27 protein-coding genes are annotated in these 24,921 nt (G+C 44.8%); all 27 read right to left on the bottom strand.

Features of this window, described 5'->3' with window-relative positions:
* Positions 1–5: 5 nt before the first annotated feature.
* Entirely contained in the window at positions 6–830 is an 825-nt protein-coding gene (locus JMF81_RS09550; protein WP_201311228.1) for a PTS mannose/fructose/sorbose transporter subunit IIC, read from the bottom strand.
* Positions 831–853: 23 nt separating this feature from the next.
* Positions 854–1,333: a mannose/fructose/sorbose PTS transporter subunit IIB gene (locus JMF81_RS09555; protein ID WP_201311229.1), complete on the bottom strand. Its 480-nt coding sequence runs from the start codon at positions 1,331–1,333 to the stop codon at positions 854–856.
* Complete coding sequence (locus tag JMF81_RS09560; protein ID WP_201311230.1) at positions 1,330–1,767, bottom strand: PTS sugar transporter subunit IIA; 438 nt, start codon at positions 1,765–1,767, stop codon at positions 1,330–1,332. The genes JMF81_RS09555 and JMF81_RS09560 overlap by 4 nt, the downstream gene beginning before the upstream one ends.
* A 202-nt stretch (positions 1,768–1,969) precedes the next feature.
* Entirely contained in the window at positions 1,970–2,623 is a 654-nt protein-coding gene (locus JMF81_RS09565) for a tetratricopeptide repeat protein (RefSeq protein ID WP_201311231.1), read from the bottom strand.
* Between the two features lie 128 nt (positions 2,624–2,751).
* Positions 2,752–3,930 (bottom strand): YkvI family membrane protein, encoded by a 1,179-nt coding sequence (locus JMF81_RS09570; protein WP_201311232.1) that lies wholly within the window; start codon positions 3,928–3,930, stop codon positions 2,752–2,754.
* A 21-nt stretch (positions 3,931–3,951) separates the two neighbouring features.
* Complete coding sequence (locus tag JMF81_RS09575; RefSeq protein WP_201311233.1) at positions 3,952–5,379, bottom strand: FAD-binding oxidoreductase; 1,428 nt, start codon at positions 5,377–5,379, stop codon at positions 3,952–3,954.
* On the bottom strand, positions 5,363–6,574 hold the full coding sequence (locus tag JMF81_RS09580; RefSeq protein WP_201311234.1) for an electron transfer flavoprotein subunit alpha: 1,212 nt from the start codon (positions 6,572–6,574) through the stop codon (positions 5,363–5,365). Before JMF81_RS09580 ends, JMF81_RS09575 begins: the two co-directional genes overlap by 17 nt.
* 13 nt (positions 6,575–6,587) lie before the next feature.
* Positions 6,588–7,376 (bottom strand): electron transfer flavoprotein subunit beta/FixA family protein, encoded by a 789-nt coding sequence (locus JMF81_RS09585; protein WP_201311235.1) that lies wholly within the window; start codon positions 7,374–7,376, stop codon positions 6,588–6,590.
* 102 nt (positions 7,377–7,478) lie between these two features.
* Complete coding sequence (locus tag JMF81_RS09590) at positions 7,479–9,194, bottom strand: S8 family peptidase (protein WP_201311236.1); 1,716 nt, start codon at positions 9,192–9,194, stop codon at positions 7,479–7,481.
* Between the two features lie 92 nt (positions 9,195–9,286).
* Positions 9,287–9,736 (bottom strand): threonine/serine exporter family protein, encoded by a 450-nt coding sequence (locus tag JMF81_RS09595; protein ID WP_201311237.1) that lies wholly within the window; start codon positions 9,734–9,736, stop codon positions 9,287–9,289.
* Between the two features lies 1 nt (position 9,737).
* Entirely contained in the window at positions 9,738–10,496 is a 759-nt protein-coding gene (locus tag JMF81_RS09600; RefSeq protein WP_201311238.1) for a threonine/serine exporter family protein, read from the bottom strand.
* An 86-nt stretch (positions 10,497–10,582) separates the two neighbouring features.
* Positions 10,583–11,455: a DegV family protein gene (locus JMF81_RS09605; protein WP_201311239.1), complete on the bottom strand. Its 873-nt coding sequence runs from the start codon at positions 11,453–11,455 to the stop codon at positions 10,583–10,585.
* 1 nt (position 11,456) lies between these two features.
* Positions 11,457–12,035 carry a Maf family protein gene (locus JMF81_RS09610; protein ID WP_201311240.1) on the bottom strand — a complete coding sequence of 193 codons (579 nt, stop codon included), beginning with the start codon at positions 12,033–12,035 and terminating at the stop codon, positions 11,457–11,459.
* 59 nt (positions 12,036–12,094) lie between these two features.
* Complete coding sequence (locus JMF81_RS09615; RefSeq protein ID WP_201311241.1) at positions 12,095–14,185, bottom strand: polyribonucleotide nucleotidyltransferase; 2,091 nt, start codon at positions 14,183–14,185, stop codon at positions 12,095–12,097.
* A 123-nt stretch (positions 14,186–14,308) separates the two neighbouring features.
* Positions 14,309–15,085, bottom strand: a complete 777-nt coding sequence (locus JMF81_RS09620) for an arginase family protein (RefSeq protein WP_201311242.1) — start codon at positions 15,083–15,085, stop codon at positions 14,309–14,311.
* A gap of 140 nt (positions 15,086–15,225) precedes the next feature.
* Positions 15,226–15,492, bottom strand: a complete 267-nt coding sequence (gene rpsO, locus JMF81_RS09625; RefSeq protein WP_201311243.1) for a 30S ribosomal protein S15 — start codon at positions 15,490–15,492, stop codon at positions 15,226–15,228.
* A gap of 121 nt (positions 15,493–15,613) precedes the next feature.
* Entirely contained in the window at positions 15,614–16,411 is a 798-nt protein-coding gene (proC, locus tag JMF81_RS09630; protein ID WP_201311244.1) for a pyrroline-5-carboxylate reductase, read from the bottom strand.
* Positions 16,412–16,428: 17 nt separating this feature from the next.
* Positions 16,429–17,346 carry an RluA family pseudouridine synthase gene (locus JMF81_RS09635; RefSeq protein ID WP_201311414.1) on the bottom strand — a complete coding sequence of 306 codons (918 nt, stop codon included), beginning with the start codon at positions 17,344–17,346 and terminating at the stop codon, positions 16,429–16,431.
* Position 17,347: 1 nt separating this feature from the next.
* Positions 17,348–17,866 carry a signal peptidase II gene (lspA, locus tag JMF81_RS09640; protein WP_201311245.1) on the bottom strand — a complete coding sequence of 173 codons (519 nt, stop codon included), beginning with the start codon at positions 17,864–17,866 and terminating at the stop codon, positions 17,348–17,350.
* On the bottom strand, positions 17,844–18,944 hold the full coding sequence (gene aroB / locus JMF81_RS09645) for a 3-dehydroquinate synthase (RefSeq protein WP_201311246.1): 1,101 nt from the start codon (positions 18,942–18,944) through the stop codon (positions 17,844–17,846). Before aroB ends, lspA begins: the two co-directional genes overlap by 23 nt.
* A complete protein-coding gene (locus JMF81_RS09650; RefSeq protein WP_201311247.1) occupies positions 18,919–19,545 on the bottom strand; it encodes a DivIVA domain-containing protein in 627 nt (208 codons plus the stop codon). Before JMF81_RS09650 ends, aroB begins: the two co-directional genes overlap by 26 nt.
* A gap of 9 nt (positions 19,546–19,554) precedes the next feature.
* Positions 19,555–20,310 (bottom strand): YlmH/Sll1252 family protein, encoded by a 756-nt coding sequence (locus JMF81_RS09655; protein ID WP_201311248.1) that lies wholly within the window; start codon positions 20,308–20,310, stop codon positions 19,555–19,557.
* 10 nt (positions 20,311–20,320) lie between these two features.
* Positions 20,321–20,869 carry a cell division protein SepF gene (locus JMF81_RS09660; protein ID WP_201311249.1) on the bottom strand — a complete coding sequence of 183 codons (549 nt, stop codon included), beginning with the start codon at positions 20,867–20,869 and terminating at the stop codon, positions 20,321–20,323.
* A gap of 13 nt (positions 20,870–20,882) precedes the next feature.
* Positions 20,883–21,578, bottom strand: coding sequence for a YggS family pyridoxal phosphate-dependent enzyme (locus tag JMF81_RS09665; protein ID WP_201311250.1), 696 nt, complete (start codon positions 21,576–21,578; stop codon positions 20,883–20,885).
* 20 nt (positions 21,579–21,598) lie between these two features.
* Positions 21,599–22,972, bottom strand: coding sequence for an HlyD family efflux transporter periplasmic adaptor subunit (locus tag JMF81_RS09670; RefSeq protein ID WP_201311251.1), 1,374 nt, complete (start codon positions 22,970–22,972; stop codon positions 21,599–21,601).
* Complete coding sequence (locus JMF81_RS09675) at positions 22,973–23,917, bottom strand: TIGR01212 family radical SAM protein (RefSeq protein WP_201311252.1); 945 nt, start codon at positions 23,915–23,917, stop codon at positions 22,973–22,975.
* A complete protein-coding gene (locus tag JMF81_RS09680) occupies positions 23,917–24,894 on the bottom strand; it encodes a D-alanyl-D-alanine carboxypeptidase family protein (protein ID WP_201311253.1) in 978 nt (325 codons plus the stop codon). Before JMF81_RS09680 ends, JMF81_RS09675 begins: the two co-directional genes overlap by 1 nt.
* Positions 24,895–24,921: the final 27 nt, after the last annotated feature.

Genomic DNA, 24,921 nt, shown 5'->3' on the forward strand with positions numbered 1-24,921 from the left:
CCATATTACAGTTCATCATCCAGTTCATCATCCAAATCGTCATCCGCCGCTCCTGAGCTGGTTCCTGCCGGTGCAGCGACTACCTTAAGATCTGCGAATTTCGGATTCAGCTGTACATAAATGATAGCGAAAACAGCACCCATAATTCCGAAGGCAACCAGATTGAAATCCGTAAAGGCCGCAATCACGAAGCCAAGGAAGAAAAACGGCATCAGATACTGGGCACCCATCATGTTAAGTACCATCGCATAACCAACAACTACGATCATTCCGCCTGCCACTGTCAGACCGCCTGTGATCACTTCCGGAATGCTGTTTAACAGAGACTGAACACCGCTTGGGCTGACTACCGCAGCAACCAGGAAGGTTGGTACAGCCACACGCAGAGCCTGTACCACCAGCGCAGTTACGTGACAGACATCAATCATACGGAAGTTCGCATCTTCCGCATATTTATCTGCCGCATGCTGGAAGAAAATGGTTACGGTTCTCGCAAATACTGTTAATACCTGACCTGCCACTGCCACAGGAAGAGCAATCGCGATTCCTGCGGAAATAGACTGCTTTCCTACGATTACAAGAATCGTGGAAATAATACTGGCCAATGCGGAATCCGGTGACTGAGCCGCTCCAATGTTCATCCATCCAAGGGCGATCATTTCCAAAGTTCCTCCCAGGATGATTCCTGTCTGAAGATCTCCCAGGATTGCGCCTACGATCGTACACGCAATCAGCGGCCGGTGGGTCTGGAAAGAATCCAGGACACTTCCCATTCCGGCAATACATCCAAAGATAACTAACAATATAATCTGTATCGTTGATAATCCCATTTCTTCAATCCTCCTGTCTGTTCTTATTCTTCGATCTTACTCATCAGATCGATTTTCTTATCCGTTGCAACCGGACGAATTTCCAGTTCAATTCCCATCTCATGAAGTTTTTTAAACGCTGCCACATCGTCATCATCCACAGATACAGCTTTTGTAATCTGGCGTTTTCCGGTCTTAAATGCCATTCCTCCAACATTTACACTCTTGATCGGCACTCCTGCCTCTGCCATGCGCAGCACATCCTGCGGACAGGTGTAGAGGAAGAATACTGTATCATTTTCATATTTTGGATTGTTATATACACGAACCGCTTTTGCCACACTTACCACGCTTACCTTAACTCCCGGAGGTCCGACCTGAAGCAGAAGAGTTTTACGGATTTCATCTTTTGCTACTTCATCGCTGCAGATAATGATTCTTTCTGCATTTGCTTCTTTGGCCCACACCGTTGCAACCTGTCCATGGATCAGACGGTCATCGATTCTTACTAAATTAATTTTCATAGTTCGTCATCCTCCTCATTTTTTTCTTCTGACGTTTTTTCCAGCATTGCCTGACAGGAACGGACATAGGAATCTGTTCCAAGTTCATCATACACTTCAGATGCTTTGATTCCTTCTTTCATCATACGAATACCTGCCGCATCAATCAGCATCGGAAGGCTCAGTCCGGTGATCACATCCATCCTTTTTTGACCCATGACGATCTCAAAAGCCGCATTATAAGGACTTCCGCCGAACAAATCCACCAGAAAGAGAATTTCCTCGTCTTCCGGACATTGATCTATGATTTCCTGATATTTCCTTTTTAATGTTTCTGTGTTTTCACCAGGCAGAAAAGTTACCACATCCAGCTGATCCATCTGTCCAAACACCATATTGGCGGAATTCACAATCTCCTGTGCCAGCTTCCCATGCCCCGCTAAAATCAAGTGCATTATGATTCTCCTTCTTTGAAAAATAATATTTTGTATATTTGTTTCGCGCGAAATTTTATTTTGTAATTACATTATATTTACGAAATATAATTTTGTCAATATCTATTTTGCGAAATTTTATTTTTCTTTTTGCCGTAATTATATTTCGCTGCATAAAAAAAAGAGGAAATCTTTCGATTTCCTCAAATAGATCAAATTCCGATTATCTTGTTTCCAAAAATGTCAGTTCTTTCTTCCCGTCTTTATCGTTTGGATATTCTTTGACAACCTCCTTGGCATATTCATACGCCTTGTCAAAATCAAAAGTTGACTCGTAAGCTCCGATCCGTGTAAACAGGACTTCTTTTCTGTCTTCTAAATTATCCTGATCCAGAGCGGTTTCCAGTACTTTGATTCCTTCCTCATACTTTTCCTGTTTCGCAAGAATTCCATATTTGGTACAGTAAATGTTTCCTGCTTCCGGCATCTCTTTTATGCCCTCATTGCAGACCTCGATTGCCTTGGATTCATTTCCCTTTCCTGCATAACAGAATGCTTTAAAAGAATATCCCCGGCTCTCTCCCTTATCGATCAGCCGGTCATAGACCTCAATTGCGTCATCATATCGTTCCAGCTGATACAGAGCCTCTCCTTCATACAGCAGCACATCTGTTTTCTGTTTTGTCCAAAATAATGTAAATTTGCCGGCTGCCTTATGAAATTTCTCATAGGCCTTCTGGTACTCCTTGTTATTGAGATATTCTATTCCGTCATTCGCCGTCATCTTCTGTGCAACATAACCATATCCTGAAAAAACAAGCAGGACAAGGATCACCGCCAGAACAATGATAACGATCCTTTTTATCTTACGATCCATAGTTATTCTCCTGTCTTATAAAAGTTTCGGTACGATGTTGAGTATAACACAAAACCCTTCCGGTTTCACCTCTTTTTTTGACGGACGCGTGACAGAACAGCTTAAAATCTTTCTTTTTCCTTTTTTCGTCAGATCTCTCTTCCTCTTGTGACAGCCGCATGAAGTACAAACGGGATAAACAATGTAATCAGCGCCGCATATCCAAGATAAGCGTATCCTTTGCTGACAACTGTCATCAGTCCAAACTGAGCAATGGCAAAGGCAAGAAATGTAAACAGCAGCGTAAAAACTGCATTTCTCGCAAGATGACCCTGGCTTTTCCGTCTTGAATCCCGGATTCTTTTTTCTACCGCATTCACACACCTGGTGACGATTCCTGAAATCATATTCACGGCCGTTGAAATTGCTCCAAGAATGATCAGGATGGAGATGATCGGAGTCAGAATTCCAGATCCTACGCCCTGCTGTACCAGAACCAGCATCGGCACCTCTGCCGTCACAAGCTGGGAAGCGAAACTAACTGCCAGCAGTCCGATAATAGATAACTCCATTGCCAGAAAGTTGCAGATGAACATTCCAACTGCTGCCCGGTTAATCTGCCTTACGTCTGTGATATCTTCCATATGCTGATACATAACAGATACAGAGGCCAGCTGGAAAAAGAAATAGAGAACCGCAGACCAGAGAGCCGGTCCAAAATTTCCGCTTTCTTTGGAAATGACCGCCATTTCTCCTGACATCATACGGGAAGCAGATTCAACGATCGTTCCCCACTGGGCAATGATATTTGGAACCAGCACTAAGACAAGACCGATAATGATCAGTACACTCAGTGTTGACGCACATTTTCGAACCACATTGGTTCCAAACAGGGCAATGACAAAGATAAATGCTCCGATGATAACCGTACACAGCCAGTATGGAATATCAAACAATGCCGCGATCGTAGATCCTCCAGTGGCAAAAGCCGCTGCAGAAGCTGTTCCAATCATGATCAGATAACAGATTTCATAGAGATTCGACATCACAAATCTTGTTTTTCCATAAAACTTATCTGAAAAGCTTCGATAGTCATATGTTTTATGCTTATAAGCATAGCGCATGCCATACCAGAAAAACAGGGCGTATAATCCCTGTGTTACGATTGGAAGCACCAGACACCAGATCCCATAATTAATAAAATACTGATAAATCTGTGCTCCTGAGGCGAATCCTCCTCCAAACTGGGTCGTAAATGCCACAAAGGCCACTCCCATGGCCAGAGGCATTCTGCTCTTATCAATTAATATTTTGCTCTTTCCGCTCATTTCCTCTTCCTTTCATGGTTCCTACATCCGGTCTTCCTGGAACTCTACCACTTTGCCCGGATTCAGTATCAGCTTATCGTCAAAGGCCAGCTTTACAGATTTATAGAGCTGGATCATTCTCGGCCCTACAAATTCCTCCAGGAATTTTAATCTTCCGTTTCCTATTCCATGTTCTCCGGACAGCTGTCCTCCTAATTCTTTTGACAAAGCATATAATTCTGTCAGACTTGCATGAGTTGCGCTCTTCCATTCTTCATCGCTCATCTCCGGCCCCCGCAGCATCTCTGTATGGATATTTCCGTCTCCACAATGACCGCAGGGTTCTACCCGTATTCCATGGGAAAGCGCGATTTTTTTGGCCTTCTTTACATATTCCGCGATTCTTGATCTCGGAACAACCACATCACATTCTTCCTGAGACACAGAGTCCGCCTTCATTCCTTCCAGAATCGCACCTCGTACATCCCAAACAGAGCCGGCTCTCTCCGGCGTTGCCGCAATACAGCAGTCAAAAGCGCCATTGGCCAGTGCTGCTTCTGAAGCTGCCCGTACCGCGCTGTCTAATTCCTGCCTGCTGGATGCGTCATACATAACGATCAGGACTGCTTCTCCTTCTTTCACCGGGAAGAACTTATGAAGACGCCGCTCTACGATATCAATCAGTTCTCTTTCCAGAAACTCAATGGCCGTCGGCACAAATGGGAGTTCCAGTACTTTCGGCACCATATCCGCACACTCTTCCAGACTGGCAAATGGCATGACCAGAGTGCAGGAGCAGGTCGGAGCCGGCAGAAGTTTTAACGTAACCTGTGTCAGAATACAGAGAGTTCCCTCTGAACCGATCACCAAGTCTTTTAAGTCATATCCTGTTGTATTTTTTACTACGTTTGATGAAAAGTTCATAATCGAACCATCCGGAAGCACCACTTCCATACACCTTACAAAATCTCTCGTAAGCCCGTAACGAACCGCTTTCATTCCGCCGGCATTGGTAATAACATTTCCTCCTATGGATGCCGTCTTTTCTCCCGGATCCGGAGGGTAAAACAATCCTTCTGCCGCTGCCGCCGCCTGGATATCAATCAGGAGGGCTCCCGGCTCAGCTGTAATGGTCTGGTTTTTATGGTCCACCGGGAAAATCCGGTTCATACGCATAATAGAAAGCATAATACCGCCGTATTTGCAGGTTGCTCCTCCGGCAAGACCGGTTCCTGCCCCTCTGCATACTACCGGGATATTTTCCTGATAAGCATATGCCATAATCTTGGAAATTTCCTCTGTATTCTCCACTTCTACATAAAGTTCCGGCGGATATTCTCCATATTCCGGCATTTCATCATGATAATATTCTCTGGCAATCTCGTCACCAGTCCAGACACGGTCTTCTGCGGTAACCGAACGTATATAGTCAAAATCTTCTTCCTGCATTTTCTTATAAGGATACGCCATCTTCGTCATCCTCCTTTCGCTTTTTCAACATTTCTGTCAGTTTTGGAACGATCTGAAACAGATCATCCACCAGGCAGTAATTGGCTGTCTTAAAGATCTGAGCGTCAGGGTCCGTATTGACCGCCACAATATACTCAGATCCATTCATACAGGAAGTAAACTGGATTGCGCCGGATACACCACAGGTAATGATCAGTTTTGGCCGTACCGTCCGTCCGGACAATCCGATCTGATGTGCTGTATCTCCAAATCCATCTTCTACCATCGGCCGGGTAAACGCAAGCTGTCCCCCCAGGACATCTGCCAGTTCCTGACAGAGTCTGACTCCATTTTCATTGCGGGCACCTCTTCCGGCAACTACAATAATCTCCTCCTCTTCCAGACTCTTCTGCTTCTGGATAACTTCAGAAGACAGAATCTTAATCTTGGAATATGCCATGGCATCGCTCACCGGACATTCTATAATTTTTCCGGCAGGATGTTCTACCTTTTTGGCACGGTCCATAACCCGGTACCTGACCGTTGCAAACTGAGGTCTTGATTTGGTGATTCCGATCTGAGCCATGATATTGCCGCCAAACGCAGGCCGAATCTGCACCATATCCGTATTTGGCTTAATATCAAGCGTCGTGCAGTCTGCTGTCAGGCCAGTATGAAATCTGGTTGCCAGTCTCGGAGCCATGGAACGTCCAAAAGCCGTTGCTCCGATCAGCACGGAACTTGGTTTTGTCGCCGCAATACAGTCTGCCACAGCATCTGTATAGCAGTCTGCCTTTAATCCCTCAAATCCCGGATGTTCATAGACATAGACCTTGTCTGTTCCGTAAGGAAGAAGCTTTTGAGCATTTTTACGGGTTCCTTCTCCTCCAACGATCACACAGTTTACCTTGTATCCGGCTTTTTCCGCCATTTTTCTGGCCTCTCCGATCAGTTCATAAGTTACCGGATGGATATCTCCCTGTTCCTGTTCCACATAAATCAGGAAATCTTTCCACTGGCTTTTATCAAATTCCTTCGCTCTTTGTTCGAATTTGATTGCTTCTTCCGGACACTGCCGTACACAAATCCCGCACATGCGGCAGTTTTCTGACACTTTGATCCCATCATCTTCCATTGTCAAAGCGCCAAACGGACATTTTTCAACGCAGATTCCACATAAACTGCATTTTTGCGCATTAAATTTTAAAAAATCCATATTTGATTCTCCTCTAGATAATTTTCTCTTCTGTCAGAACTGAAAACAGCTGCTCTGTTTTCTCGTCTGCGTTCCCTTCCAGATACACCTGTTTTTGTGTCTCCGGTGGTGCAAACATCCGCTCAACGGCTGTCGGTGATCCGATCAGCCCATACCGGCTCAGATCCTGATCCGGCATATCCTTGAAACTTAAAATTCTGACCGGCCGTTCTTCCGTCTCCCTCATCAGCCGGTAGGACGGAAGTCTTGGAACACAGATATCCTTATCTACTGTGATCAGACATGGAAATGGAAGTTCTGAAACCTGGGTTACGCTGGCAAGATCCTGCTTCACACAGATGGCGTCTTCCCTGACATTTACAATTTCTGATACCCAGGCGGCATGCGGGATCCCCATATGCTCTGCGATTGCAGGTCCTACCTGCGCCGTATCTCCATCTGTCGTCTGTCTGCCGCATAAAATGAGATCTGCTCCTCCGATGACTTCAATCCCCTGTTTCAGAGCATACGAAGTTGCCAGGACATCTGCCCCGGCAAACTTTCTGTCTGACAGGATGACTGCTTCATCCGCACCCATCGTATAGGCATCTCTCATCATTTCTTCGGCCTGTGCCGGACCCATGGTCAGCACGGTTACTGTTCCTCCCATCTTTTCCTTAAGCAGAAGCGCCGTTTCCAGGGCAAACAAATCATATGGATTCGTCCTTGTCTCTCCGGACATACGCTTCATTGCACCGGTTTCAGGATCGATCTCAACATTTGTTCCTGCCGGCACCTGTTTCATGCATACAATAATCTTCATAGTGTTTTTTCCTTCTTTTTCACTTTAGTGCTTTAAATAACTGTACTATTGTATCACTTTTTCTATACAATGTCGAGAATTTCATTTAAATCTATACAAATTTCACAATTCTCTCCCTTTCTCCGGCAGGCTTTCCCTCACACAAAGCCGTCCATATCCTACCTGAGAATTTGGATATTCTGTAAATCCATTCATTTTTCTTGCACCACGCTGAAGACAGGCTCTTACTTTTTCTCCATACAGATATGGATCATTTCCTTTTACAATTCCCCATTCCATCATAAGTGCACAGGCACCGGAAACAAAGGGCGCTGCCATGGAGGTTCCGGACATGACCGATTCTCCCCCTCCCGGCGCCGCCCCAAGAATCCCGGTCCCCGGCGCTGCAAGATCTGGTTTTTCCATACATACTTCTTCATCTCCCCGCCCGGAAAATCCCGCATAGGCATTCAGCCGTACATTGTATGCACCTGCTGCTATAATCTTACGGGCTGTGGACGGAATTGTAAGTGTTAACGTAAGCGATGGCTCCAGAAATCTGGTCTGGGCGTTGCTTCCGGATGAAACCGGAAGCCACAGGTCATATCTTCCATTTATTATCCGTTCTGGAATCAGTCTCAGTTCCCACTGTCCGCTTTCAATGCTGTCCCCCTTTTCCGGAAGGAAAGCAAAATAAATTTCCTGAAGCTCATTGTATGGGGTCGGTTCTCCGTAATACACGTAGACCCCGGTATCTCCATAGCGGTATACGGCCTTTCCCTGCTGCCGCCGGATCAGATGTCTGTCTCCGGAAGGAGCAGTCAGTTCCATTTGAAAATCATCTGTAAAATGTTTCCAAAGCTGCAGATTTATATTCGGTTCAAATGGAGCAATATCAAACAAAATTCGTTCCGCATCCTGCCTTATCCGCCCATGTTTATGCCGTCCTGTATCCCCTTCATTGCCTGTTCCGATACAGATCGTACTTTTCCAGCTTCCTGAAATACTGGTCACAAATGTCTCCAGCAGGGAATTTCCTCTGTGGTCCCCGTAATTGTTTCCATAGCTTATATTAACTGCCACCGGGCGCCCGTGATCCTGGGCAAATTTTATTGCGTATTCCAGAGCTGACATCAGCTGTGTTGTCCTTGGAAAACCCCTTCCATCAGCATTTCCCAGTTTGACAACGATGAGTTCCGCCCTGGGCGCAACCCCTCTTCTCCCGGCAGCAATAGACGCCACATGAGTGCCATGTCCTGTCCCGTCTGTAGATGGAACAAGCGATCTGCCGCCCGGCTCGTGGAGAGCCTGGTTGATTTCTTCTTTTGTGTATATGCTTCCCTGTTGAAAAGGAGCCGGAGGACTGCCGGGAATCGTCTGATCCCACAGCACGGCGATCCGCGTATTTCCCTCTTCATCGATAAAATCCGGATGAAAAATATCAATCCCGGTATCCAGAACAGCCACATAAACACCTTCTCCAGACAAATCATCCGGAGGTGCTTTCACTGATATCATACAGGATGCCGCGATCCCTTCTTCCCGTTCCAGAAGAAGATTTTTCGGTTTTTCCACGTAAATGATCTGTGGCAGGTCAGCAAATGCTAAAAGGTCCTTTTCCGGCAGATAAGCAATTCCATATCCCTGACTTAAAAATTCTACCTGGATTCCTTCCGGAAATTCTTCCGGCCGAAGCTCCCCCGCATATTGAAACAAAATCTCCCAGCGGTCTTCCTCCTTATCATAACCTGCATCAAGATCCAGGGATTTTTCCCTCTCCTGAGGAGTCATCTCCAGCGCCAGATTTAATTCATTTTCCAGCTTCTCATCTTCAGCCATAATTTTTTCCTTTTTATCTGATATATTCAAAAAACTCCTCTCCTATGCAGCAGAGAGAAGCTTTTTGGATCAAACGATCAAAAATAATTCTTTTATTTCTTCTTTGTGTAATAACAGCGGATCTGGCTGTACATTTTGAAAAATGAAGACGCGATCATAATCCCTCCTGCCATTGCCGCGGCAATCATAACGGTTCTTTGTCCGTACTCTGAAAATAAACTCCATTCCTTCGCAATGGCATAGTTCATCGTATAATACAGCGTACCTCCCGGAACCATGGGGATAATGGCGCTGATAAGATAAACCGTTACCGGCGTTTTCTGTGTTCTTGCCATCAGTTCCGCATACGCCGTTGCGGCTATCGTGGCAAACAGATTGGTCAGGAACGCGTTTTCTATCACATTTTGAAATCCAAGATAGGAAGCCCAGCATACCATTCCTCCCAGTCCGGAAATCCACAGCTTTTTTCCGTGAAGATGATATAATGCCGCAAACCCTGTGCTTCCCGCAAAACTTGCTGCAATCTGTATGATTCCTTCCATTTTATATAACACCTCCCCACAATACAATTGCGGCAAAAGAACCGCCTGCCAGAAACACTGCCAGAATCACTGATTCACATACTGTCAGGATTCCCGACATCGTATCTCCGCTGATCATATCTCTCAGACCATTGACAAAAGCAACTCCCGGCACTAAAAGCATGATATTTCCGATGATTACCTCCCCGTATCCCGGCGCTGATCCTGTCTTTGAAATTCCGTAGGCTGCCGATGCCACAAGAAAGGCAGATAAAAAATCCAGAAACATACGATTGATCAGAAATTTCTTCATATACTCCCGAAACAGCATGACCAGACCGCCGATCACAAAAGCCGCCAGAGATTCCTGCCATCCGCCGCCGAAAAACACCGTAAAAGACGCAGCGATCACGGCTGATACCAGGGTCCGCTTCTCAAGACTCTGCCCGTCTCCCTGTTCGATCTTCTTCAGGCGTTTTCTGACCTCCTGAAGATCCGGCTGATTCTCACAGATATATCTGGACAGCCGATTTAACTGATCCAGTTTTGTAAAATCTGTGTGATATTCTTTGATTCGTTTCGTTCTTGTGTATACTTCTCCGCTGTCATCCCGGACAGAAGCAACGATGCTTGAAGTAATCGAAAATACATCGGTTTCTTTTGCTCCATATGCCCTGCAGATTCTGTTGATCGTATCTTCCACCCTGGAGACCCCTCCTCCGGATACGAGCAGGCAGGCTCCAATGTCTACTGCCGTTACTAATACCTGTTTCATTTCCATATGCATTCTCCTCAACTGCGTAATCGCATTTATTCTAGCATAAAAAAATCCTTATACCATAGAAAGTATAAGGATTTTACTAAAATTTAACACTCAAAATGTTTCCGGGTCCATGCGGCAGCCAACGCGCCATATCCGATATGGCAGGCAACACTCAGAGAAAGCGGATCCATATGAAATTCCATTCCCGGGAACGCTTCTTTCAATTCCCTTGCCCATTCATCGGCATCTTCCCGGTTTCCTGTATAAGCAGCCTGCAGATACGCATGTTTCTTATAATCACCATCCGGGAACCTCTCTTCCATCTCTTTTTGGATCGCAGCGATCATTTTCTTCCTGGCAGTCTTAACTCCTCGTGTTTTTGCATATGCGTCCAGTTTTTCTCCATGGATCTGAAGTACCGGCTTAATATTCAGCACTGTTCCTATGGCCGCAGCAGCAGGCGTTACCCGTCCGCCCTTTTTCAGATATTTTAAAGTATCCACCATAATATAGATCCCACTGTCAAATTTCTCTTTTTCCAGGATTTCTTTAATCTCCCCGGCGCTTCTGCCCTCTTTTCCAAGCCGCAGAGCATCAAGAACAGACTGCCGCTGGGTAACAGAAATTCTCTGGTTATCCACGACCTGCACCTTTCCTTCATAATCTTCTGCAAGCATTGCCGCTGTGGCACAGGAGCTGCTCAGACCGCTGGACATAGGAATATGAACAATCTGATCGTAATCTTTCAGAAGTTTATCCCAGAGATCCGTCACATCTCCCGGCGCAGGCTGTGATGTTTTAATATCCTGATCATTTTTAAGTTTCTCATAGAATTCTTCCTGAGTCAGTGTAATCTCTTCAAAGTACAGTGTCTCATCAATGTAAAACGGCATAGGGAGCACAAAAATCCCCAGCTCTTTTCCTTCCTGCTGGGTGATTCCACTGTTGCTGTCCGTTACAATCGCTATCTTTTCCATATCAAATCCCTTTCTTTGTCTGCGATAAGATTTTTTTCATCTCATGCATAAATCTTGCAATCGGAAATCCCACCACATTATAATAGTCTCCTTCAATGGACCGGATAAACACCGCTGCCTTCCCCTGGATTCCATAGGCTCCTGCCTTATCCATCGGCTCACCGGTGCGGATATAATCCCGGATTTCCTGATCCTCCATTTCATAAAAGCGCACCTTGGTTTCTTCATAAAAAGAGGTCTCTTTTCCTTCGCAGATCACAGTCACCCCTGTATATACCTGATGGACGCTGCCGCTTAACATGGAAAGCATTTCTGCCGCATCATCTTCATTCTTCGGCTTTCCAAGAATTTTTCCTTCTGACACAACCACAGTGTCCGCTCCTACGACAATCTCGTCTCCCTGCGTTTTCTTCCAGATATCCCACGCTTTCTGGCCGGATAATTCCATGACCGCTTCCTCAGGACGCTCTTTTGTAATCACTTCCTGAACATGGCTTGGCACCACATCAAATGACAGTCCTGCCAGTTCAAAAATTTCTTTCCGCCTTGGAGAGGCAGATGCCAGTATCATATGCTTCATTTTTATCTCCTATGCAAAAACCGGACACAGAGGATATGTCCGGTTTTTATTTTCTATGTCTAATCTTCTATTTTCTCTTCCAGCTTCAGGTTAATTCTTCCCATCTTATCGATTTCCAATACCTTAACAGCAACTTTATCGCCAATATTGACAACATCCTCTACCTTATTGACTCTTTCTTTTGCCAGTTTGGAAATATGGATCATTCCATCCTTATTTGGAGAAAGCTGAACGAAAGCGCCAAACGGCATAATGCGCACAACTTCTCCTTCGTAAATGTCACCCACATTCAAAGGTTCCACAATGGATTTGATAATGCTGATGGCTTTATCGATCATCGCCTGATCTTCGCTTAAGATATCCACTCTTCCGCTCTCATCAATATCAATCTTAACTCCGGTCTCATCGATGATTCCATTGATCGTCTTACCCTGTTTTCCAATAACTTCTGAAATCTTCTCCGGATCGATCGTATACTGGGAAATCTTAGGAGCATATTTTCCAACATGATCTCTTGCCTGACCGATCACAGGGTTCATTACCTCATGAAGGATATAAGTTCTTGCTTCTTTCGTTCTTGCGATCGCTTCCCGGATGATCTGCTCTGTCAGTCCGTGAATCTTAATATCCATCTGGATCGCTGTAATTCCTTTGTCAGTACCTGCAACCTTAAAGTCCATGTCGCCAAAGAAGTCCTCTAATCCCTGGATATCTGTCAGGATAATATAATCATCGTCCGTCTCGCCTGTTACCAGTCCGACAGAAATTCCGGCAACCGGCGCCTTGATCGGCACACCAGAAGCCATCAATGACAGAGAAGATGCACAGATACTTCCCTGAGATGTGGAACCATTGGATTCCATGATTTCGGATACTGTACGGATCGCATAAGGGAATTCTTCTACCGCAGGCAGTACCGGAACAAGCGCACGCTCTGCCAGAGCTCCGTGTCCGATCTCCCGGCGTCCCGGTCCTCTGCTCGGTCTTGTCTCTCCAACAGAGTAAGATGGGAAATTGTAGTGATGCATATATCTCTTTTCTGTTTCATTTACATCGATTCCATCCAGTCTCTGTGCTTCTGACAGGGATCCCAGCGTCGTAACGGTCATAACCTGAGTCTGTCCTCTCTGGAACATGGCAGAACCATGAACACGCGGCAGACAGTCAATTTCTGCGTGAAGCGGACGAATCTGTTTCACATCACGGCCGTCCGGACGTTTCTTGTCTTTTAAGATCATCTTGCGGACTGTCTTTTTCTGGAAATTATAAACAGCTTCTGACACCTGATCCAGCCATTCTTCGTTTTCTGCATAACGCTCTTCCAGTTTTTCCTCAATCTCACGGATATTCGCTTCTCTTGTCTGCTTGTCATCCGTAAAGACTGCCTCTTCCATAGCTTCCGGCGTAATAAAGGAAACCATATCTTCATACATCTCCGGATCTACCGTGTGATGTTCATATTCGTGCTTTTCTTTTCCACATTCCGCTACGATTCCATCAATAAATCGGATGATTTCCTGATTGACTTCATGAGCCTTGAAAATAGCTTCCAGCATAACGTCTTCCGGCACTTCATTGGCGCCGGCTTCGATCATGATGACTTTTTCTCTTGTGGAAGCAACCGTAAGCGCCAGATCGGATACTTTTTTCTGTTCCGCAGTCGGGTTGATCACAAATTCACCATCGACCAGACCAACCATCGTAGATGCGGTAGGCCCGTCAAATGGGATATCAGAAATTGCGGTTGCGATCGCGGATCCCAGCATTGCAGTCAATTCCGGGCTGCAGTCCGGATCTACTGACATAACCAGATTGTCTAAAGTTACATCATTGCGGTAATCTTTCGGGAACAGCGGTCTCATTGGACGGTCAATTACCCTGTCTGTCAGAATCGCGTTCTCAGAAGGTTTCCCCTCTCTCTTTAAATAACCTCCCGGAATCTTTCCTACCGCATATAACTTTTCTTCATATTCTACACTCAGAGGGAAAAAGTCGATTCCTTCTCTTGGTTTTTCAGATGCAGTCGCTGTTGACAGCACAACGGTATCTCCATAGTGCATAAACGCGGCTCCATTTGCCTGGGCTGCTACGCGTCCGATCTCTACCATCAGCGTACGGCCCGCAAGTTCCATACTAAACTGTTTTGTCATAATTTCGTCTCCTTTTATCCTGTTTTGATTATAAGGCGCCGAAACAACTGAAAAACCGGCTGTTCTTCCTTCTTCCGGCAAGCCGGCTTTTCAGTAGTCTCGGGAAACGCCTCAATAACCATGTTATTGTATCATACTCTTTTCAAAAAAACCAGCCTTTTTATAGTCTTCCAGAAATTCAAAAAGAAGATCGTTGGTTTTTTCATTGATATTACGCCAAAGTGACTCTTTTGCAACATTTCCGCTCCTGGGAGCTTCTCCGCAGATATCAACTCCTAAAACCTCTCTTTTTTTTATGAAATCATCCAGAATACCGCACATTTCCTCAAGGGTCATATCTCCCTGTGTCCAGGCTGTCCTGGCCCATTGTTCTCCCATAACGTCCTTGTCAATGGAAATATAGATGGGACGTCCGCCCTCTGCCTTTTTTCTTCTGCTTTCCTGATGCATCTGTTCCTGGGTTATAATATGCATTCTTTCTTCATGACAGTCTTCGATCCTGTCCACATCTTTCTGCTCCGGCCCGATCAGATAAACTTCCTTCAGGTTTTCCTGTCCTTCTACGGCATCCCTGAGCCAGCTTCCGCAGGTCAGAAGTTCCTTCAGCATCGGAACATCCATATCTGTGTGATGATCCAAAACCAAAAGATCAAATGGCTGTGTGATCTGTTCGATCCAAAGCCTCGTCATATAGTGATAATTTCCGGAATCCAGAAAATGGATTCCTCCGGTTCCTTCGGCTTCGATCCTCTCTTCCAGCCATTCTCTGGTTTTCCTATCCAGACAGCAGCTGGTCCCCTGCAGATGCTCACAGTCAATCTCCTCTATGTCCTCTCCTTTGTAAAAATCCTGCTGCCTGTACGCGCCGGAAAAATGAAAAAGTATATTCCTGCTGTCCACATTACCATCTCCTTTGTCATAAAACAAGCATTCAGACTTTTCCAATCTGACAAACTGCAAAACGCAGTTTTCTATAAAACGGAAAATATAAAACACCTTTTGCCGTATTTTCACGACAAAAGGTGTCTGATTCTGATTTATTATTTTCTTAAACCTAATTTTTCAATCAGTACACGATATCTCTCAACATCTTTGCTCTTTAAGTAAGCAAGCAGATTACGTCTCTTACCAACCATCTTAAGAAGTCCTCTTCTTGAATGATGGTCTTTTGGATGTTTGTTAAAATGCTCCTGGAGTTCCTGGATTCTTGCTGTCAGGATCGCAACCTGAACTTCCGGTGAACCTGTATCCTTCGCATCTTTTCCAAATTCTGCTACAATTTCCTGTTTCTTTTCTGATGAAATCATCTTTCTTCCTCCTTAAATCTTTCTTGACGCCAGATACCAGGAAAGGGTTGGAGTGCCCAAATCTGAGTATCGGTCAGCTAACTGTTGTATTCTATCACAGGATTCCCCTGTTTGTAAAGGATTATTTTCCCATATCCCTGCTTTTTTCACTTGCAGCGGCAACTGCTTCGATCACAGCACTGCGCATGCCTTTTTCCTCCAGGACTCTGACTGCTTCGATGGTCGTTCCGGCCGGAGAGCATACCGCATCTTTTAAAGCCCCCGGATGTTCACCTGTCTCAAGCACCATTTTCGCGCTTCCCAGAACAGACTGAGCCGCAAAGGTATACGCTTTGTTTCTCGGGATTCCCTGCATGACCGCCGCATCTGCCAGGGCCTCAATAAACATATAGACATATGCCGGAGAACTTCCGCTGACACCAACGACCGCATCAATCAGATCTTCTGTCACGATCTCCACTTTTCCAAAACTTTCAAAGATTCTCCGAACCCTTTCCAGTTCTTCTTCTTCCACATATTCGTTACAGCACATTCCGGACATGCCTTCTCCTACAAGCGCCGGAGTATTCGGCATAACCCGGATGATCTTGACTTCTTTTCCAAACTGCCGTTCCACCTGTGCCATGGTAACCCCTGCAGCGATCGTAACGATCAGCTGTGATTTGCTGATATCATCCCGAATCTCATGGATGACTTCATGATACATCTGCGGTTTTACAGAAAGAACCACAATCTCAGCCTTTGCAGCTTCCCGGTTGTTTGTCGTCGTCATAATTCCAAACTTTTCTTTTGCCTTTTCCATCTTTGACGGCGTCGGTCCGGAAGCGGCCAGCGCCTCCTTTGGCATAACATTGTGATCCAAAATCCCTGCTATCATAGCCTGTGCCATATTTCCACATCCAATAAATCCTAATTCCATATCGTTCTCTCCTCCTGTCAATGATCCAGTTTTACCAGCAATTCCTTAAAATACTGCGGCAAAGATGTTTCAAATTCCATATATTCTGAAGTTCCCGGATGGACAAATCCCAAAACCTTTGCATGAAGGCACTGTCCTTCCAGAGAATATTTCTGTTTCTTAGGACCGTATACATCATCCCCCAGCAATGGATGTCCGATGGATGCCATATGTACCCGGATCTGGTGGGTCCGTCCCGTTTCCAGTCTGCATTCAATATAAGTAAATCCTTTTTTCAGACGTTTTATAACTTTATAATGAGTGACCGCACGGCGTCCTCCCGGCACGACCGCCATCTTCTTCCTGTCTTTTGGACTGCGTCCGATCGGAGCATCTATGGTTCCCTCATCCTTTTTCAAAATGCCATAGACAATCGCATGATACACTCTGGTAATCGAGTGCTCCTGAAGCTGCTCTGCGATTTTCTGATGCGCCGCATCATTCTTGCAGACAACCAGGATTCCGGTCGTATCTTTATCGATCCGGTGAACGATCCCTGGTCTCAGCACACCGTTAATACCGGACAATTCTCCTCTGCACCGGGCAAGCAGGCCGTTGACCAGTGTTCCGGTATCGTGTCCCGCCGCCGGATGAACGACCATCCCTTTCGGTTTATTGACTAAGATCACATCCTGATCTTCATAGACAACATCCAGATCCATCTCTTCCGGTTTTACTTCCAGCTCTTTTGGAGCAGGCACCATCAGAACAATATGATCTCCTGCCCTGCATTTGTAATTGCTTTTTACAATCTTTTCATTCGCCCTGACTCTCTGCTCTTTGCACAGCTTCTGGAGATAACTTCTCGTATAATCCGGGCATTTTCCGGCCAGGACAAGATCCAGACGTTTCCCTGCTTCTTCTTCCGGCACTAAAAACTCTATCTCTCGTTCCATCTCATTTCTTTCTTCCAATGAAATCCAGTTCCTCCTCTTTATAATAAAACAGGACCAGGACCAGCAGCAGGATGACTGCCGTGGTCACATAAATATCCGCTACATTAAAAATCGGAAAATTGATCCACTTAAAATAAAAGAAATCAATCACATATCCCTGCAGGGTTCTGTCAATAAAATTCCCCAGGGCTCCTGCCATAAATAAAACATAACATATGCTCATCGGACGATACCGTGGAGAAGCCGGCATCCTGACAAAGAGAAATGTCAGCCCCAGCAAAGCAAGAATCGTAATCAGGCAGAAGATTTCCTGCCGGTTCTGAAGGATTCCAAAAGCCGCCCCCCTGTTTTCCAGATATTCCAGCTGAAATACATTTCTGATCAGCACGAACGGCTCCTGAAATTTCAGAAACTGATCTGCCGCAATCTTGGACAACTGGTCAAAAATCGTTAAAATCACAATCCAGATCAGCACTGTCAGATATCTTTTTTTCTTTCTAGTTCCATTGTTCCAAGGCATGCCGCATCTCTTCCTCCGTTACACTCCGGTCGATAAAAGCTTCTCCGATCTGATGAAGCAGAATAAATTTCACATGATTTCCTTCCATTTTCTTATCGGATTTTGTTGTCTGCACCACTTCCTCCGGATCGATCTCGCCGACCGGCTTCCACAGATCAAATTCCTTAAATGTATCTTTGATGTCTTTTACATCATCCTGTGATATTTCTCCTCTGCCGGCAGAGATCATGGCCGCGAGCTGGCATCCGACTCCGACACATTCTCCATGGAGCCACTGAAACTCTTTCAGCTTCTCAATCGCATGTCCGAGAGTATGTCCAAAATTCAAAAGCGCTCTCTCTCCCTGTTCTTTCGGATCTCTTTCCACAACACCGCCTTTGATCAGACAGCTTCGATAGATCATTTCCCGCAGGATCTGTTCATCTCTGTCTTTGATCTCCTTTTTGTGGTCTTTGATCCACTGATAATAGCCGCTGTCTTTGATCAGTCCATGTTTAATGACCTCGCCCATGCCGGAAAAATATTCCCTCTCCGGCAGGGATTTAAGCGCCGCCGTATTGATATAAACCAGTTTTGGCTGATGAAATGCCCCCACCATATTCTTATACTGAAGGAAATCCACACCGGTTTTTCCTCCGATGCTGCTGTCCACCTGAGCCAGCAGAGTCGTTGGAATCTGAATAAAATCAATCCCTCTCAAATAAGTCGCCGCGGCGAATCCGGTCATATCACCGACAACCCCTCCGCCTAAAGCCACCAGGAGATCTTTCCGGTCGAAGTGATTCCGGATCAGCTGTTCGTATATTTTCTCGATCGTGGCAAGCTGTTTGTTTGCTTCCCCTGCCGTAAAGCTGAATGTAACCACTTTTGCGGCTTTTGGGGAAATCCGCTTATAGATTTCCTGCAGATAGATCGGTGCCACATTGCTTTCAGTCACAATACACACTTTTCTTCCGGGAAGATCCAGAAACTCCATGGAATCCATCAGGTTTTCAAATGAATCTTCCAGATGGATCTCATAAATCTTTTTTCCATCTGTCTTTATATCAATCTTATGATTCTCCTTCACATTCTCCATTTTCTTCTTCCTGCTCTCCTTCGGTCTCATTTACTTCCATATCATCTGCTTTGGCTGCTGCAGCTTCTTCTTTTGCTTCTACCTCAAATTCCAGCTCATAAACCGGGTTGTCGAGAATCTCCATCTGTGCTCCAATGATCTGTTTCATCTTTGCTTTGTAGCTGCAGTAATCACTCTCCAGCTTATGGATCAGTTTTTTATAATTTTCCATTTCCGCCATATGCCGGTTTTTTTCTTCTTCAAAATCTTCTTTGGCACTGCTGCGGATCTGATCTGCCTCCTGTCTGGCCTTCTGAATCATGTCTTCTGCCTTGATCCTGGCTTCCTTTTCAATGTTTTTGGCCGCTTTCCCGGCATTTTCAATGGTTTCTTTGGATGTCTGCTCCGCAAGAACCAGTGCTTTCTTCAAAGACTCTTCTATAGCACGATAATGGTTCAGATTTTCCGCCTGAGCTGTTGCCTTTTCTTTTAATTCATTGTTTTCTTTATAGATCTTTTCATAATCTTTCGCAAGATCCTCCAGAAATTCATCGACCTCAACCGCTTTATATCCAAATCCTCTTTTCAGTTCCTTTCCTAGCACTTCTACTGGTGTAATCATCTTAACCTCCTACTGAAATATTTTTAATACTATTAACTGCCGTCCTTTTCTGGACTGCTTCCCTAACCCCTCCAACAGGAATTTTCCATATCCCCGCACTGATATCACGTCACCGGTTTCCAGCCTGCCGTCACCGCTTAAAAAAAGTTTCCCGTTGACAAATACCTTCTGTTTTTTTAACAGCTGGCCGCTTGCTTTCCTTGACAGTCCAAATGCCAGAGAAACAATGGCGTCCAGACGCGTTGACGCTGCAAAACCTTCTTTTTTTAAAAATTTCTGCTGATATCCGCTCTCTTCCCAGCGGGTTATTTCTGTCCTTACCTGGGTATGCCTGACCCTGGTCAGCTCTTCTTCCAGCAAATGTCCGATATGCGAAAAGCAAAAGACATATGCTTCTTTCCCATCGATCAGAATATCTCCCAGCTGGTGCCGTTCGATGCCAAGATGCATCATGGCCCCAAGATAATCCCTGTGAGACAGATTCTCTGCGTATCTATCAAAAACAGGTGAGATTCTGGCACAGGCCAATGGAATCTCACCTTGATAACCAAACATATCTTCTGAGCCGAAAACTGCTACAGCCCTTGTAAAATACTCATGTCCTCCCTCCAGATGGGAATCTGTGAATGACAATTCCTTCTGCATCTCTTTATAAATACTCTGTTCATACTCATTAAGAAAATGAGTGTAAGTATAAACACTCTGCGTATATGCCTTATCTGCCAGCTCTGCAAGCCTCTTTCTTAATAACTCTTCTTCTTTCATGGTCTTCGCTCTATTTTAACTGAGGAGAAATTGTATTCTCATTCATGATCTCATTCTTCAAATCACCTGTCACTTCAATGCTGTCCGGAGCAGCAATGAAAATATTACTGGATACTGCCTGAAGAGATCCATTCAGGGCATACGTCGCCCCTCCGATGAAATCAATGCTTCTCTGGGCAATCGTAAGCTCCGCACCCTCAAAGTTAATGACGACAGTCCTGCCTTCTTTTAACAGATCCGCGGCCGTCTGAGCTTCCACAAAATCCTTCGGCTTGATGACACAAACTTCAACTCCTCTTCCATTCATTGATATCACCTTACTGCCTCCTGTTGCGGTAAATCTGCGTTTTTTAGCTTCCCTGCTTGATTCAAAAGGCTGTTTGACAGCTGCAGTCTCTTCTTCTACCGGCTGCTCTTTCTTCCGGAAGAAAGAAAAACGTTCCGGCTTCTCCTCCTCATATTCTTCCTCATCATCTTCATACTCTTCGTATTCTTCATCATACTCTTCATCTTCCGTAAGCTTCATTAAATTCAGTAACTTGTCAACAGTACCCTTCATTTGTTTTCCTCCGCTAAATACTATAATTTCTCTCACCGAAGATTCCGGTGCCAACTCTTATCATGGTCGCTCCTTCCTCAACTGCCACCTCATAATCATTGGTCATTCCCATTGAGAGTATACTCATATCTACATTATCAATTTTTTTATTCTCTATGTCAACAGATAATTGCTTCATTGCGCGAAAATACTTTCTGTTTTCTTCCGGATCATCTACAAAAGGAGCGATCTGCATCAGGCCTTTAACCTTGACATGTTCCATAGACGCGATTTCCCTGATCACATCTTCTGTCTCCTCCGAAGCCAGTCCGAATTTGGTATCTTCATGGGCAAAATTTACCTGAATCAATACCGGCACTTCCTTCATCTGCCGTTTCGCAGCTTCTTTATCGATCTGTTTTGCCAGATGTACAGAATCTACAGAATGGATCAGAGCCACTTTGTCAACAATATATTTTACTTTATTTGTCTGAAGGTGTCCGATCAGATGCCAGCGGACCGGCCAGCTGATCTTTTCATACTTTTCTTTCAGCTCCTGAACCTTATTTTCACCAAAATCCATGACTTTTTCCTTCCGGAGCTCTTCGATCATTTCAAGCGGCTTTGTTTTGCTCACCGCAATGATCGTTACATCCCTCGGATCTCTTCCTGCCTTCTGACATGCTTTTTTTACATTTTCCTTTACCTTGTTGTACTGATCGATTAACATATGCCTCACATTCCTTTCTGTCAGTAAATGATCTGATTTTCTTTGATTGTACTGCTGTCCAGAACAATGAAATCATACAGACTGATACCGTGATCCGTATTCTCCTCTACAATACAGTAGTCATCTTTCTGCGCAGTTTTCTCAATCAGCCGGAAATCCGCATATCCCTGATTGGTGCAGTATACGCCTTCCAGCGTCTTTGTCTTTTCCACCAGATACGTATCATCGGAATCCATTGACTGCAGGACCACATCTTCTCCTACTTCTTCCGGATCCAGATAACAGTATTTTTTTGTCTTTTTATAGATTGTAAAATTTTTCTGTTCTACCTTTACCTCGCCTTTATCATCGGTCGTGCGCACACTGAACCCTTCTTCTTTTCCGTCATTTCCTTTGGAAATGTATTCCGCCGGCACCTGATAGAACTTCTTCTTTACAACTGCTGAATTCGGTATCTTCAAGCCTTCATGTGAATCCAGAGTAATATCAATATCCAGATATCTCTCATCCAGATATCTTACCACATAATCGTCCAGCGACAGATAGCCGAAATAACTGTTCCCTTTTTTCTTTACTTTCAGATCCGCCGTGGTTTTTTCCTGATCTGACTGAAATTTTACAGTAACAGAATCTTTATCCTGAAGGAAGTCATACTGACTCTTTTCCAGAGGGACCACGACCGTCCAGTTTTCACTGTTGGTTACCCTGCAGACTACATTGCCTTTCTTTACCTGATCAGAAGAATTATATCTGACTGCTCTGTAATTTTCCTGATCGAAATCAGCATCCGTAATGTCATCTGCCGTTTTCCCGTCAAAACTGTCCGAATAAAAGGCTGCCGCTCCGCTGGCAGGGCTTGTCTCCGTATGAAAGGCATCTTCTCCCAGCTTTTTACTCACGGCATCGATCACTTCTTTCATGGAATCTTCATTCAGATTGAGTATCGTATTTTTCAGATCATACTTCAGATCATAAACATCCGAAAAACTGCCATCGCTGTAAATGGATTGAAACTCTGTCACTTTTTTTTGTATTTCCTCGTCATCCAGAGTCTCTCCCTTTCCCCTCAGAGCTTCTGCCTGATCCGCAAAGGTTTCCTGTACTTTTCCGTCTTTATCCAATATGTACAGGGTTCCGGATTTTCTGACCCGTTTTCCTTCTTCCACATAATAGGTAATATATCCGTTCTGGGACGCCTTTAACAGCTTCTCATCCCTCAGGGCAATTCCCGTGAAAGAAAATGTTGTTGTCATCTCATCTTTTGTCACTCGGTATACCGTCAGTTTCTTCTTTATAAAAAATGAAACGATATTGATCATTACATAAATAAAAATAACCAGGAAAACGATCATTCCGATATTCCATCGAATTCTTCTTTTCCTTTTTTTTGCCATCTACTCCATCCTCCATCTGCCAAGGGCCGATCCATTCAGATAATCACATTTGCAGCCCTGAACATATCCGCCTTCTTCCATCTTCTGTTCAAACAAATCCCTCAGTTTCCACCAGCTGACTCCCCAGTTGGAAAAACCTGCGTCTTCTTTCGGAACCCTGCTGAACAGTCTCTCAATCACCATATCACTGCGGACATAACAGATGAATGCCGTCAGTCGGTCAAGATATTCTTCTTTGGAACACAGGGTTATTTTACCATGTTCAAAATCCTGATACAACCTGGAGCCCTTCGGAACATACAAAGAATGCAGCTTGACGCTCCGGATCGGAAGAGCCGATAAAATCTTTGCCGTCTCAATCGAATCTTCCAGGGTATCTCCCGGAAGATTTAAAATAATATGAGTGCAGATATCAAACCCATAAGGAGCTGTCATTAAAACAGCATCCAGATACTCTGCCAGTGTATGTCCCCGGTTGATCTGTCTCAGCGTATGATAATTGACTGTCTGCAGTCCATACTCCAAAGTAATCTTCAGATTACAGGTCCGGGCCGTTTCTTCCAGCACATCCAGATAATCCTTCCTGATGCAGTCCGGCCTGGTTGATACAGAAATCCCTACAATATCTTCTACGCCGGCCGCCTCCTGAAGATAGTTTCGAAACTGCTCCAGCGGAAGAAAGGTATTTGTATAATTTTGAAAATATGCAATAAATTTTCCCGCATGATATTTTGCGGAAATCTTCTCTTTTGTCTTCCTTAACTGTTCCCGGACAGGAACCTGCGCATCCATCGCCTCAAATCCGGTTCCTGCTCCCCCGCAGAAGCTGCACCCGTAGCTGTCTATCCGGTTAGGGCAGGTTACCGGAATATTCAAAGGAAGCTTGTACACTTTTTCTCCGTATAATTCTTTTAAATAACTGCTGTATGTCCGATATCGTTCCATCACTTATTTTCCTTTGATATTACCTGGTTCATTGTTTTATACAAAGCCGGATGATTGTCTGCCTTTAATACAATAGAAATATAGTCATCGCCATCTTTATTTTCTGTCAGAAGAACGAGACATGCTCCTGCTTCCGTTGTCGTTCCTGTTTTTCCTCCTACCAGAGAAATCTGATTTGGAAGCGCGTATTCTCCTGTCAGATATTCATCCGTAGAGGACATATCATAAGCCTGCAAATTTCCGGAAGCGTTTTTGTACTCAATATAACTGCTTGCCTTTGAAGCAATATCGAAATATTCATTATGCTTTACTACCTCTTTGAAAATCAGATACAGGTCATAGGCTGTCGTATAATGATCTTCCTCATGAAGGCCGTGGGGATTGGCAAAATGTGTTCCTGTCGCTCCCAGTTCTTTTGCCCTCTCATTCATCATATCCACGAACTTATCCTCACTTCCTGCGACTGCTTCCGCGAGAGCCACAGCAGCGTCATTGGCTGACATAACAATCAGTCCATTAAGCAGAGATTCAACCGTAATCTTATCTCCCTTTTTCAGATGCATGGCAACCGCGGCGCTGTCATCAAAAGTAATATCATGCTTGATCGTCACCTCAGTGTCCAGATCCAGATTTTCCAAAACCAGAAGCGCTGTCATGATCTTGGTCGTACTTGCCGGATAAGTCCGGTCAAAAATATTCTGGCTGACAACCATCTCATTGGTCTCGTTATTGACCAGAAGCACCTCTTTGGCATTATCGTATTCTGTTTTTTGGGTATCCTCTTTTGAAACAACCGCTGCCTGAGAAGCTCTGGTTTCCCATCGGCTTGTCAGCACCTTGTCTTTAATTTCAAATTTATTTTTCTCAAAGTGCGTGTCATATGATGGATCCAGGTTCACCACCCGGTCTGCCAGACTGCATCCCGGAAGAAAGATCATCAAAAATGACATGCAGCAACAAATTATCTTTTTCTTCATATGCTTTTTTGCAAAAAAAGACCGTCC

The sequence above is a fragment of the Anaerostipes butyraticus genome, assembly GCF_016586355.1.
Classification (GTDB): Bacteria; Bacillota; Clostridia; order Lachnospirales; family Lachnospiraceae; genus Anaerostipes; species Anaerostipes butyraticus.